The following is a 12,556-nucleotide window of genomic DNA, read 5'->3' as shown; positions in this document are numbered from 1 at the left end:
CCGCATTCACGGAGCCTCGGGGGACTGATCCATGAGTACCGTCCTGACCGCCGCCGCCCTCCGCCTCGGGACCGCCGCGCTGCTGCTCGCGCCGCCCACCTGGGACCGGGTGCTGCCCCTCCTGCCCACCGACCTGCTGACCGCGCCGGGGCACCTCGTGTGGCTGCTGGAGACGCTGCCCACCGACGACGCGCCATCCATGGCTGATCCACTGGGGAATGGTCCAGGGGAGAACTGTCCCACCGACGACTCCTGTGCCCGAACGGGGGAGAGGTGACCCCGAACAGACGATGCAAAACCCCCCACCCACAGGGGGCAGGGGGGTTCAAGGCGAGGAACCTTAGTTCGTGTAGGTGACGTTCTCGTTGACGACGCCGGGGCGGGTGTCGTCGTAGCTGCGGTTGCCGGTCACGGAGTCCGTGCTGGTGCTGCCCTCGCCGTACTTCTCGAGGGTGCGCTCGTCGGCGACCTGCATGTCCCGCACCGTCTGGAGGCCCGTCCCGGCGGGAATCAGCTTCCCGAGGATGACGTTCTCCTTCAGGCCGATCAGGTCGTCGACCTGGCCCTTCATGCTGGCTTCGGTCAGCACGTGGGTGGTGTGCTGGAAGCTCGCGGCGGACAGCCAGCTCTTGGTGGTCAGGCTGCTCTTGGTGATGCCCAGCAGGACGGGCTTCCAGGAGCTGGGGGTCTGGCCTTCCTCGAGCAGGTCGTTGGCCTGGTCGACTTCCCAGCGTTCCACGGTCTGCCCTTCGAGCAGTTCGGTGTCGCCGCCGTCGGTGATCTCGACCCAGCGGAGCATCTGGCGCACGATGACTTCGATGTGCTTGTCGTGCACCTTCACGCCCTGGCTGCGGTACACGCGCTGCACTTCTTCCACCAGGTAGCGCTGGGCGGCGTCGGTGTCCTTGTACAGCAGGAGGTCGTGGGGGTTGATGGCGCCGCGCGTGAGGGGCTGACCGGCTTCGACGCGGTCGCCGTCCTTGACGATCATGCGCAGGCCCTTGCTGATCTTCATGGCGGTCTTGCTGCTGTACTGGTCGTCGTCGGCCTCGATGCGCACGAGGTAGCGTTCCTCGTCTTCCTCGATGCGCACGACGCCGTCACGGTCGGCCACGGCTGCCGAGGTCTTGGGCTTGCGGGCTTCGAACAGTTCGATCACGCGGGGCAGACCCATGGTGATGTCCCCGCCGCCGCTGCCGGCGACCCCACCGGTGTGGAAGGTGCGCATGGTGAGCTGCGTGCCGGGCTCGCCGATGGATTCGGCGGCGACGACGCCGACCGCTTCGCCCATGCTGACGGGTTTGGCCTGCGAGAGGTCGTAGCCGTAGCACTTCTGGCACACGCCGCTCTTGACGCGGCAGTTCAGGGGGGTGCGGATGAACACGCTCTGGAGGGCCTTGGCGTTCTTGGTGATCGCCTTGACGTCTTCCAGGCTGAGCATCTCGCCCGCTTCGATGGTACGGCCGTCCACTTCCACGGCGTCGGACAGGGTGCGGCCGTAGATGCTGGTCTCGATCTCGCTGCTCTTGCGGGTGCGCCACTCGCCGGTCCGCTCGTCGGTCGCGCCCAGGGGCATGACGGTGTAGTCGGTGGTGCCGCAGTCCACGTCGCGCACGACGACTTCGTGGGCCACGTCGACCAGTTTGCGGGTCAGGTAGCCGGAGTCGGCGGTACGCAGCGCGGTGTCCGCACCACCCTTACGGGCGCCGTGGGTCGAGATGAAGTACTCCAGCACCGACAGACCCTCGCGGAAGCTGGCGCGGATCGGCACTTCGATGGTGCTGCCGTCGGGGCGGGCCATCAGGCCGCGCATCCCGGCGAGCTGCGTGATCTGCTGCGCGTTACCACGGGCACCCGACAGGCTCATGATCCACAGGGGGTTGAAGGGGTAGTTCTTGCCGAAGTTGTCGAACATGGCGTTCTTGACTTCGTCCTTCGTGTCGTTCCAGAGCTGCACGACCTGCTTGTAGCGCTCTTCTTCGGTCATGAAGCCGAACTCGAAGTTCTGCTCGATCTCGGCGACCTTGGCGTCCGCCTCGGCCAGGATCTCGGTCTTGGCGGGGGGGATGACGATGTCGTCGATGCCGATGGTGATGCCGGAGGTCGTGGAGAGCTTGAAGCCCGCGTCCTTCAGGCCGTCGAGCAGCCCGGCGGTCGCCTCGATCCCGAGGTGCTTGAAGCACGCCATGACCATGTCCTTGAGGTGGTCCTTCTCGTAGGCGGTCTCGAGGTTCACGAGGGTGTCGACCAGGGCGGCCTGGGTGCCCAGCGCCTCCTGCACGATCCGGCGGAACATCACGCGGCCCGCGCTGGTGTCGTAGGTGACGCCGTTGAGGCGGATGCGGACGTAGTCCTGGTGGTCGATCTCGCCGCGTTCGACGGCCATGACGGCCTCGTCGGGGTTGCTGAAGATGTACTTCAGGCGCCCGGGGCTGGTTTCCTGACCGGCGACGACGATGGGGCTGTTCAGCGCGACCTTCCCGCCTTCGAGGGCGGCCAGGGCGGCCTGCTCGTCGGCGAACTCGCTGCCCGCGCCGAGGTTGTCCTTGCGCAGCAGGGTCAGGGTGAAGATCCCCAGGATGATGTCGCGGCTGGGCTTGACGTTGGGTTCGCCGTTCGCGGGGGACAGCAGGTTGTGCGCGCTGAGCATCTGGATGCGCGCCTCGGCCTGCGCCTGGGCGCTGAGCGGCACGTGGATGGCCATCTGGTCGCCGTCGAAGTCGGCGTTGAAGGCTTCACAGACCAGCGGGTGCAGCTGGATGGACTGACCTTCCACCAGCACGGGCTCGAAGGCCTGGATGCCCAGTCGGTGCAGGGTGGGCGCGCGGTTGAGCAGCACGACCTTGTCCTCGATGACCTCTTCCAGGGCGTCCCAGACGCTGTCGCGGGTATCGCGGTAGCGTTCGAGCATCTTGCGGGCCTGCTTGATGTTCGTGACCTCACCCTTCTCTTCGAGCACCTTGAACAGGAACGGCTTGAAGAGTTCGAGCGCCATGCGCTTGGGCACACCGCACTGGTGCAGCTTGAGCTGCGGGCCGACCACGATCACGCTGCGGCCGGAGTAGTCCACGCGCTTACCCAGCAGGTTCTGACGGAAGCGACCCTGTTTCCCGCCGAGCAGGTCGGTCAGGGAACGCAAGGACCGGTCGGAACCGGGGTTCGTGACGGGGCTGCCGCGGCGGCCGTTGTCGATCAGGGCGTCCACCGCTTCCTGAAGCATGCGCTTCTCGTTGCGGATGATCATGTCCGGCGCGCCCTGGCTCATGAGCTTCTTCAGGCGGTTGTTGCGGTTGATCAGGCGGCGGTACAGGTCGTTCAGGTCCGAGGTCGCGAAGCGGCCGCCGTCCACCTGCACCATCGGACGCAGGTCCGGGGGCATGACGGGCACGGTGTTCAGGATCATCCAGCTGGGGTGGTTGCCGCTGCGCTTGAACGCGCGGGTCACTTCCAGGCGCTTGCGGGCCTTGGCGCGCTTGTGGCGGCTGGAGTCCTTCATCATCTCGTTCAGTTCGACTTCCAGCTCGTCGAGGTTCAGGTCGTCCAGGAGTTCCTTGACGGCCTCGGCGCCCATCTTCGCGTCGAAGTCGTAGGACTCGATGACGCGCACCTGCTTGCGCACGAGGTCGATCTCGATGCGGCCGCTGATCTCGCTGCGCAGGTCGCCGCCGTCGGCGAGCTCGTCACCGGGCTCGACGCGGTCGCCGTTCACGACGAGGGGCTCGTCGCTGTACGCGTAGACCTTCGCCTTGCTGACGATGATGCTGGCGGGGTTGTGCAGGGTGATGGTGCCGTCGGCGTCCGCGACGATCTCCTCTTCCTTGTCGATCGCGCCCACGACCTTCTGGCCCTTCTTGACCTCGCTGCCGTCCCCGATCAGGACGTGCATGGTGGGGTTGATGGGGTACTCGGCGCGGCGCGTCCAGTGCGCCTTGACCTGCACGTCGCCCTTCTTCTTGGGGAAGGTGACGCCACTCAGGCGGCTGTCGCGGCTGACGCGCAGGCGGGTGCCGCTCGCGGCGTCGGCCAGGGCGGCGCCGGCCTCGACGATCTCGCCGTGCACGACCTGCACGTTCATGCCGTGCGGGATGTACACGCGACTCAACACCTCACCGCTGGGGGTGCCTTCCTCGTCCACGCCCTCGCGCAGCTCGACCATGACGCTGTCCTCGCCCATCTCGTGCAGCACGACGGTGCCGTCCACGGGCGCGGTGATCGTGACGTCGCTTTCCAGCTCGGCGAGGATCTCACCGGCGCGGAACGCGTCCTGCTCGACCAGCGCCTCGGCGGGCACGGGCAGGGTCGCCTCGACTTCCTCGCTGTACGCGATGATCGCGCGGCGGGGGAAGCGGTACTGCGCCAGGCCATCCATCTTGCTGACGACGTTCCCGCCCAGGATCTGGCCCCGCGTGACGTACTCGCCGTCACGGATCTCGGCGTCGGTACCGTTGGGGACAGAGTACGTTTCCTGACGGCCGAAGCGCAGTTCACGGTACTCGTCGTCGCTCAGCAGCTCGCCGCGCTTGAGGGGACGGCCGTCCTTCTGGGCGTTGCGGGGGTCGGTGACCAGGAAGGAGCTGAAGTACAGCACCTTCTCCAGCTGACCGGCCGAGAGGTCGAGCAGCGTGCCGATCTTGCTGGGGGTGTCCTTCACGTACCAGATGTGCGCGGCGGGCGTCGCCAGGTCAATGTGACCCATGCGGTAGCGGCGCACCTTGCTGCTCGTGACCTCAACGCCGCAGCGCTCGCAGACCTTGCCCTCGTAGCGCTGACGCTTGTACTTCCCGCAGGCGCACTCGTAGTCCTTCTGCGGCCCGAAGATGCGCTCGTCGAACAGACCCTCGCGCTCGGGTTTCAGGGTGCGGTAGTTGATGGTTTCGGGCTTTTCAACCTCGCCGAACGACCACTCGCGGATCTTCTCCGGGCTGGCGATGGCGATACGAACTTTGTTGAAATCTTTCATTGAGACTCCTGGGTTGGGAGGCTTGGACTGTGGGTCTAAGGGTCTAAAGGTCTAGGGCGTGAGTACGCGGTTCTCTTGACTCTTGGACTTTTCGACCCTTAGACGGCGCGAATCAGCGCGCCTTAGCGCTTGGGCATCATGCCTTCGAAGATGTCGACGGCCTTGTCGCCGTTGTCGAGCACTTCGACGTCGAGGCCCAGCGAGTGGAGTTCCTTGACGAGCACCTTGAACGATTCGGGGATGGTGCTGCCCGAGACTTCCTCGCCCTTGACGATGCTCTGGTACGCGGCGTCGCGGCCGTCGATGTCGTCGGACTTGATGGTGAGCATTTCCTGCAGGACGTGCGCGGCGCCGTACGCTTCGAGCGCCCACACTTCCATCTCCCCGAAGCGCTGGCCGCCGAACTGGGCCTTCCCGCCCAGCGGCTGCTGGGTGATGAGGCTGTAGGGGCCGGTAGAGCGGGCGTGCAGCTTGTCTTCCACCATGTGGTACAGCTTCATGACGTACATGGTGCCGACCACGACGGGGCCGCTGATGGGTTCGCCGGTGCGGCCGTCGTACAGGACGCTCTTGCCGGTGCGGCTGAGTTCCATCTGGGACTTCTCGTAGTCGCCGCTGGTGTCGCTGATCACGCCGAGTTTCGCGGCGCGGTCGAGGACTTCCTGCTCGCGCTTGTCGAGTTCGAAGCCGTCGTCCTTGTTGCGCTGGATGCGTTCGGCGGCGGCCACTTCGAGCATTTCCTTGATGGTCGCCTCGGTGACGGAGTCGAAGACCGGGGTCTCGAACTTCTGCCCCGTGAGGCGGGCCACTTCACCCAGGTGGGTTTCGAGGATCTGCCCGAGGTTCATGCGCGAGGGCACGCCCAGGGGGTTGAACACGAGGTCGACGGGGGTGCCGTCTTCGAGGTAGGGCATGTCCTCGGGGGCCATGATCTTGGAGACCACGCCCTTGTTCCCGTGGCGGTTGGCGACCTTGTCGCCCACCTGCAGCTGGCGCTTCTGGGCCACGTACACGCGGACCATTTCACGCACGCCGGGCTTGAGGTCCACGCCCTCGTCGCCGCGGCGGAAGCGGACGGTCTTCACGACGATGCCGCCCTGGCCGGACTGCACGCGCAGCGAGGTGTCCTTCACTTCGCGGGCCTTCTCACCGAAGATCGACCGCAGCAGGCGCTCTTCGGGGGTGGGCTCGGACTCGCCCTTGAAGCTGGTCTTGCCGACGAGGATGTCGCCGGGTTTGACTTCGGCGCCCACGCGGACGATGCCGTCCTCGTCGAGGTCGCGCAGCGCGGCCTCGGACAGGCCGGGGATGTCGCGGGTGATCTTCTCGGGCCCGAGCTTGGTGTCGCGCGCCTCGATCTCGTCCTTCTCGATGTGCACGCTGGTGTAGAAGTCCTTGCGGACCAGACCCTCGCTGATGCAGATCGCGTCTTCGAAGTTGAAGCCGTCGAAGGGCATGATGGCAATCGTGATGTTCTGACCCAGCGCGAGGCGGCCGAGGTCGCTGGCGGGGCCGTCGGCGATGACCTGACCGGCGCTCACCGTGTCACCGATGTCCACGATGGGGTGCTGGTCGAGGTTGGTGCCCTGGTTGCTGCGCGTGAAACGCACGAGTTCGAAGGTGCGGACGTTGCCGGCGCTGTAGCCGATGGCGGGCGCGTCCTCGGTCAGGGTGACCTGGATGTTGCGGGCGTCCACGTACGTCACGCGGCCGGTCACGTCGCTCACGACGCTGGTGCCGCTGTCGGTCACCACGCGGCGCTCGACGCCGGTCCCCACGGCGGGGCTGTCGGCACGCACGAGCGGCACGGCCTGCGACTGCATGTTCGAACCCATCAGGGCGCGGTTGGCGTCGTCGTGCTCCAGGAAGGGAATCAGGGACGTGTTGATGGACACGATCTGCTTCGGGGACACGTCCATGTAGTCCACTTCTTCCGGGGTGTACCACAGCGGGTCGCCCTTGCGGCGGGCCAGGACGCGCTCGTCACTGAAGGTGCCGTCGTCGTTGAGGGGGCTGTTCGCCTGCGCGACGGTGTACCGGTCCTCGATGTCGGCGGTCATGTAGATCACGTCGTCGCTGACGCGGCCGTTCTCGACCTTGCGGTACGGGGCCTCGATGAAGCCCAGGTCGTTGACCTTCGCGTAGGAGGCGAGCGAGGAGATCAGGCCGATGTTGGCGCCTTCGGGCGTCTCGATCGGGCAGATGCGGCCGTAGTGGGTCCGGTGCACGTCGCGCACGTCGAAGCCGGCGCGTTCGCGGGTCAGACCGCCCGGCCCCAGCGCGGAGATACGGCGCTTGTGGCGCAGGTCCGACAGGGGGTTGGTCTGGTCCTTGAACTGGCTCAGCTGGCTGCGGCCGAAGAATTCGCGCATGGCCGCCACGATGGGGCGGTTGTTCACGAGTTTCGTGGGGGTCGCGGCGTCGGGGTTGCCCAGCAGCATGCGCTCGCGCACGCCACGCGCCATGCGGCCCATGCCCACGCGCAGCTGGTCGGCGAGCAGTTCGCCCACGGTGCGCACGCGGCGGTTGCCGAGGTGGTCGATGTCGTCCTCGCCCACGGGCACGTCGTGCAGTACGCCGTCGCCGTCGGCCATGCTGACGGTCTCGCGGCCGTACTGCAGCGCCATCAGGTAGCGGATGGTGTCCACCAGACCGGCGTCCGTGAACTTGCCGTCCTCGAAGTTCAGCAGGGTGCGCTCTTCACGCTGCACGCCCAGCTTGGTGTTCATCTTGAAGCGGCCGGGTTCGCCCAGGTCGTAGCGGCGCGGGTCGGCCAGCAGCCCGTACAGGTACTGGATGGCCTTGTCGCGCTTGGGCGGATCGCCGGGGCGCAGGACCGTGAACAGGCGCAGCAGGGCCTCGTCGGCGCCCATGCCCGCGCTCTTGTCCTCGGGGAGTTCCATGTCCGGCTCGAACTCCGTGAACAGCGCCTTGAGGCTGGCGTCGTCGTAGCCGAGGACGCGCAGCAGCATCGCCACGGGGAACTTGCGCTTGTTGACCTTCATTTCCAGGATGCCGCCCGCGAACTCCAGTTCGATCCAGGGGCCGCGCTTGGGCATGGGGATGATCGCGCCGGTGTACATCTTCTTGATGCCCTTGTAGGACGAGGTGAAGTACACGCCGGGGCTGCGGTGGATCTGGGAGATGATCACGCGGTCCGCGCCGTTGATGACGAAAGACCCGTCCTCGGTCATCAGGGGCAGGTCGCCCAGGAACACCTGATCTTCCTTGATGAGCCCCGAGTCCTTGTGGATCAGCTGGAGCTTGGCGTACATGGGCGCCTGGTAGGTGACGTCCTTCTCGCGGCACTCCTCGGGGGTGTAGGGCGGCTCGCCCAGACGGTACTCCAGGAAGTCCAGCACCAGACCGGTGCTGCGGCCCTTCTCGGTCTCGTCGATGGGGAAGACTTCCTTGAAGGCGCTCTGCAGCCCGACGTTGTCACGCCCGTCGGGGGCCCGGTCGGCCTGCAGGAAGGCCCTGAAGGAGTTCACCTGAATCTCGGTCAGGTTGGGAAGCGGAATCACGTCCGCGATGTCACCGAATCGCTCGATGCGGGGTCCTTTACCGGTCAAACTCATGTCCACCTCGCACGCCCTCTTGTGGATTCCCGCGTCTTTCCGGGGTGGAGAAACGACGCGTCCGGGAAGCGCGGCCCCTGTGTGGTGCGGGCGCGTTCCCTGGAAAATGAATTAGTTTTGCAGACCCGTTCGCCGCAAAGAACTCCTGATCCGACCCATCATGGTCAGCACAGAGCAGTATACGCCCGTCCGGCATGACCGGTCAACGGGCGGCCGCAACGCGGGGCGGGCGCGGGTGATGGCGCGAAGTATGCCGCACATCCCTCCCCGAATCAATCCACCCCGACCCTCAGGCGCACTTCACGAAACGGGCAGGTTTCTCCCCGCGCGCCCCGTAGCATGAGAGCGTGGACGCCCTTGCCCCCTACCTGCCACTGATCTACACCATCCTGCGCGGTCTGGCCCTGATCGGCCTGATCCACGCGATCGTCACGCGGCAGCAGGTGTACTGGATCGTCATGCTGCTGTTCGGCGCGCTGTTCGGCGGCCTGTTCGGACTGGCCTTCGCCGCCGTGTACACCTTCATGGTCCTGATCCCCGCCGCGCGCGGGGGCGGCCGCGTGGCCGGGCAGGCCGTCGCGCGCGGCGTCGAGGCCCTCAAACCCCTCGACACCCGCATCCGCGAGGCGCACGAACGCCTGCTTGAAAGCGACACCCTCCAGCACCGCGCCGACCTGGCCGCCTTGCAGGCCCGCGCGGGCCGCCCGGACGACGCGCAGGCCACCCTCGCGCCCCTCCTGAGCGGCATCTACGCCGACGACCCGGTCGTGCTGCTCACCAGCGCCGAACTGGACCTCGCCCGCAGCGACTTCAGCGCCGCCGAGAACAAACTCACCCGCGTGGACCTGCGCACCAGCGCCGCCACCCGCACCCGCACCCTGACCCTCCTGGCGCAGGCGCAGGACGCGCAGGGCAAACCCGACGCCGACCAGACGTACCGCGACGCCATCACGGGCGCCACCACCGAAGAACCCCGTGCCCGCTACGCCGCGTACCTGATCCGCCAGGGCCGCACCGAGGACGCCCGCGCGCTGCTCGAGCAGATCGCGAAAACCGAATCCCGCGCCACTAACCTGTACAGACGCCAGGAACGCGAATGGTTCCAGATGGCCGCCGGACTGCGCAAAGAGCTGAAGTGATCGCCGCGACGGTCTACCTGTATGACCATCCCAGCCCGCAGCGGCCCGCCCAGATCCGGCGGGTGGAAGGCAGCCAGACGATCTGGACGCTGCCCATCCCCGCCGGATTAACCCGGCAGTCCGCGCAACTGGGCCTGAGGGGACTGTGGGTCAGCCTGTGCCCCACGGGCAGCGTCATCGCGGCGTCCGCGTGCGAGACGTGGCAGCTGAACCCGGACACCGGCGCGCGCCTGAACAGCTGGTCGGGCGAACTGTGGACCGCGCAGACCGACGTGGTGGTGCTCGTCACCGAGCGGTCCAGCTCCTTCGACGCCCTGGACGTGTTCGCCTTCCAGGCGACCGTCGTGCAGGCCGCCGGGCCGCGCGCCGTGACCGGCCAGCTCAGCGCCCGGCCTCACTGCGGCGGGTTCGATGTGCTGGGCCTGCGCTGGATGGGGGAGACCCTTCGCCTGAGCGCCCGCGACGGCTGCGGCCTCTGGACGAAGCAGTTCGGAGGGACACCCTGACGGCACCAGATGAGGCCGTGGTTGTGGTGACTGAACTGAGTAAGTCCCGCGTGCCCGTCGGTGTGACCGGAGCAGGGGAGTGGGTGTACCTCGCGCGGGAAGGCGGGTGGTCGTCGCTGGCCGCCTCATCCCCGGTCTTTCTGGTCACGGTGTTGCCGCAGAGGGCCGCATTTCACTCCGAGCTGCGGAGTCGTCTGGTAGCCGTGGGCCTGAGCCCGGCGCTGGCCGATACTTTCCCGATTGATTCGAGTGTCCGGCTGGGCCTGACCTGGCTGACGGAGTTCTGGCAGCAGGCGGCCCTGGACTGGCTGGAGCGGGAAGGCGGGGGCGAGGCGTTTCTGCCTGAGCTGGAGGCCCTCGTGCATACAGGCGGGACGCCGCGGATTCGTCATGCCGCCCGGCGACTGGGACGGGCGGCCCGACAGCAGACACGCGAATAGGCCATCTTTATTACCCGGGTAGTATTGCCTTCTTGTAATTTACCCGGGTAATATCGGTGCATGGAAACTGAAGCGACCTTCACCACCTTCGAGGGGCCCACCCACCGCCTGACCGCGCCCCTCGCGGACACCCTCACCCTGCTGCACGCCGGGCCGCGAGCGGGCCTGCTGACCTTCGACGACCGCACTGGCCGCAGCGTGGACTTCGACCTGAGCGGCACCCTGGACGAGGTCCTGGCTCGCCACCTGCCACCCGAGCCGCGCAGTGGCCCGGGCCGCCCGAAACTGGGCGTCATGTCGCGCGAGGTCTCGCTGCTGCCCCGGCACTGGGAGTGGCTGGAACGCCAGCGGGGCGGGGCGTCCGCCGCGCTGCGCCGCCTGATCGACGAGGCCCGCAAAGCCGACCCGGACGGCGAACGCCGCGCGCAGGCCCAGGCGGCCACCGACCGCTTCCTGGGCGCGGTGGGCGGGGACCTCCCGGGCTTCGAGGCGGCGACCCGCGCGCTGTACGCCGGACAGCGCGCCGCGTTCGAGGCCGCGCTGGCCGCGTGGCCGCCGGACGTCCGTACTCACGCCCTGTACCTCGCCGCGCCCACTTTCGGGGATGCATGAAGCACACGCCCCGCCCTGGCATCTACCGCGTGCGGCACCTCGAATCGGGCCGCAGCCTGCTGGGGGGCAGCGTGGACGCCCCCGCGTACCTGAACCGGGTCCGCTTCGAGTTACAGCTGGGATCACACCGCACGCCCGCCCTTCAGCGAGACTGGACGCAGGACGGCGAAGGTGCCTTCGCGTTCGAGATGCTGGACGACCTGAAGCCCGGTCCGGCGGGCCGCGTGGACCCGGACGACCTGGAGGAACTGCTCGCGTTATGGCTGGAGAAACTGGACCTGCCCCCACACCAGCGGTACTGAACCCCCGCGCACCCGCGCCCGAACTGGCGGCGCTGGCGGAGCACCCGGACGCGGCGGTCCGCGCGCAGGTGGCGCGGCACCCGAACACGCCCGCCGCCGTGCTGGGCATCCTGGCCCCCGAGTTCCCGCAGGTCGTCCTGGCGAACCCGGCGCTGCCGCTGCTGCGACTGGCCGACCCGCACCTGCTGCGCGCGTGGCCGGACGGGGCGTTCCACGCGCTCCTGCGCCTGCCCGACGTGCCCGCGTGGGTGCGCGCGCACCTGATCCGCCACGGCCGCACCGAACTCCTGATTCCGCTGGCGCAGCACCCCGCCCTGCAGGAACCGGAGGTCCTGTCCCTGGCGCGGCACGCGGCGTGGCTGGTCCGCGCCCGCATCGCCGCGCGGCCCCACCTGCCCCCGGACCTGCTGGCCGCCCTGGCTGCCGATCCGGATTACGGCGTGCGACTGGCCGTCGCGTCCCGCCCGTCGCTGCCTGCCGGGGTGGCGGCGCTACTGCGGGAGGACACCTCGCGCTTCGTGCGGCAGGTTGCCGAACAGACCCACCCGGCACGGTACTAAAAAACCCCCAGCCGAAGCTGGGGGTTGCACTCCCGGTGAGGGGGGACTTACTTGAGTTCGACCTTGGCGCCAGCGGCTTCCAGCTGGCCCTTGATCTTCTCGGCTTCGTCCTTGCTGGCGCCTTCCTTCAGCACGCCGCCCTTCTCGCTCATGTCCTTGGCTTCCTTGAGGCCCAGGCCGGTGATGGCGCGGATTTCCTTAATGACGTTGATCTTGCTCGCGCCGGCGTCCACCAGGACGACATCGAACTCGGTCTTCTCTTCAACGGCGGCGGCGGGGCCAGCGGCGGGGCCGGCGGCGACGGCGGCGGTGACGCCCCAGGTTTCCTTCAGACCGTCGATGAGGTCCGCGAGTTCCATGATGGTGAGGGTGCCGAGCTGGTCGATCAGAGCCTGTTTGTCGTAAGCCATGTTGTATTCCTCCGGAATTGAAGTGGGTGGTGCGCGCCTGGGCTCAGCC

General features: G+C 67.6%; 10 protein-coding genes. 7 read left to right on the top strand and 3 right to left on the bottom strand.

Annotation, left to right across the window (positions count from 1 at the left end):
* The first annotated feature begins 31 nt into the window (after positions 1 to 31).
* Positions 32 to 277: a hypothetical protein gene (locus DEIGR_RS12705; protein WP_058977781.1), complete on the top strand. Its 246-nt coding sequence runs from the start codon at positions 32 to 34 to the stop codon at positions 275 to 277.
* Between the two features lie 63 nt (positions 278 to 340).
* Here the strand turns inward: DEIGR_RS12705 and DEIGR_RS12700 are convergent, their stop codons facing one another.
* Entirely contained in the window at positions 341 to 4,960 is a 4,620-nt protein-coding gene (locus DEIGR_RS12700) for a DNA-directed RNA polymerase subunit beta' (protein WP_058977779.1), read from the bottom strand.
* A gap of 122 nt (positions 4,961 to 5,082) precedes the next feature.
* Entirely contained in the window at positions 5,083 to 8,538 is a 3,456-nt protein-coding gene (gene rpoB, locus DEIGR_RS12695; RefSeq protein WP_058977778.1) for a DNA-directed RNA polymerase subunit beta, read from the bottom strand.
* Positions 8,539 to 8,885: 347 nt separating this feature from the next.
* Here rpoB and DEIGR_RS12690 point away from each other — a divergent pair, with 347 nt between their 5' ends.
* The 6 genes from DEIGR_RS12690 to DEIGR_RS12665 are packed head-to-tail and all read left to right on the top strand — an operon-like array spanning position 8,886 to position 12,097.
* Positions 8,886 to 9,677 carry a tetratricopeptide repeat protein gene (locus DEIGR_RS12690; protein ID WP_058977777.1) on the top strand — a complete coding sequence of 264 codons (792 nt, stop codon included), beginning with the start codon at positions 8,886 to 8,888 and terminating at the stop codon, positions 9,675 to 9,677.
* On the top strand, positions 9,674 to 10,183 hold the full coding sequence (locus DEIGR_RS12685) for a hypothetical protein (protein WP_058977776.1): 510 nt from the start codon (positions 9,674 to 9,676) through the stop codon (positions 10,181 to 10,183). Before DEIGR_RS12690 ends, DEIGR_RS12685 begins: the two co-directional genes overlap by 4 nt.
* A gap of 23 nt (positions 10,184 to 10,206) precedes the next feature.
* Positions 10,207 to 10,623 carry a hypothetical protein gene (locus tag DEIGR_RS12680; protein WP_153013735.1) on the top strand — a complete coding sequence of 139 codons (417 nt, stop codon included), beginning with the start codon at positions 10,207 to 10,209 and terminating at the stop codon, positions 10,621 to 10,623.
* A 60-nt stretch (positions 10,624 to 10,683) separates the two neighbouring features.
* A complete protein-coding gene (locus tag DEIGR_RS12675) occupies positions 10,684 to 11,235 on the top strand; it encodes a DUF2239 family protein (RefSeq protein WP_058977771.1) in 552 nt (183 codons plus the stop codon).
* Complete coding sequence (locus DEIGR_RS12670) at positions 11,232 to 11,537, top strand: GIY-YIG nuclease family protein (RefSeq protein ID WP_058977769.1); 306 nt, start codon at positions 11,232 to 11,234, stop codon at positions 11,535 to 11,537. The genes DEIGR_RS12675 and DEIGR_RS12670 overlap by 4 nt, the downstream gene beginning before the upstream one ends.
* Positions 11,495 to 12,097, top strand: a complete 603-nt coding sequence (locus DEIGR_RS12665; protein WP_153013734.1) for a hypothetical protein — start codon at positions 11,495 to 11,497, stop codon at positions 12,095 to 12,097. The genes DEIGR_RS12670 and DEIGR_RS12665 overlap by 43 nt, the downstream gene beginning before the upstream one ends.
* Before the next feature lie 47 nt (positions 12,098 to 12,144).
* On the opposite strand, the gene rplL is transcribed toward DEIGR_RS12665, so the two are convergent.
* Positions 12,145 to 12,507, bottom strand: a complete 363-nt coding sequence (gene rplL, locus DEIGR_RS12660; RefSeq protein ID WP_058977765.1) for a 50S ribosomal protein L7/L12 — start codon at positions 12,505 to 12,507, stop codon at positions 12,145 to 12,147.
* Between the last annotated feature and the right edge of the window lie 49 nt (positions 12,508 to 12,556).

It is taken from the genome of Deinococcus grandis, assembly GCF_001485435.1.
GTDB classification, from domain to species: Bacteria; Deinococcota; Deinococci; order Deinococcales; family Deinococcaceae; genus Deinococcus; species Deinococcus grandis.
This window is presented reverse-complemented; position numbering and strand designations above follow the sequence as displayed.

Excerpts from the sequence above, each read along its gene's own strand:
- DEIGR_RS12700 (WP_058977779.1), bottom strand. The coding sequence starts at position 4,960 with ATGAAAGATTTCAACAAAGTTCGTATCGCCATCGCCAGCCCGGAGAAG.
- rpoB (WP_058977778.1), bottom strand. The coding sequence starts at position 8,538 with ATGAGTTTGACCGGTAAAGGACCCCGCATCGAGCGATTCGGTGACATC.
- DEIGR_RS12675 (WP_058977771.1), top strand. The coding sequence starts at position 10,684 with ATGGAAACTGAAGCGACCTTCACCACCTTCGAGGGGCCCACCCACCGC.
- DEIGR_RS12665 (WP_153013734.1), top strand. The coding sequence starts at position 11,495 with ATGGCTGGAGAAACTGGACCTGCCCCCACACCAGCGGTACTGAACCCC.
- DEIGR_RS12670 (WP_058977769.1), top strand. The coding sequence starts at position 11,232 with ATGAAGCACACGCCCCGCCCTGGCATCTACCGCGTGCGGCACCTCGAA.
- rplL (WP_058977765.1), bottom strand. The coding sequence starts at position 12,507 with ATGGCTTACGACAAACAGGCTCTGATCGACCAGCTCGGCACCCTCACC.
- DEIGR_RS12705 (WP_058977781.1), top strand. The coding sequence starts at position 32 with ATGAGTACCGTCCTGACCGCCGCCGCCCTCCGCCTCGGGACCGCCGCG.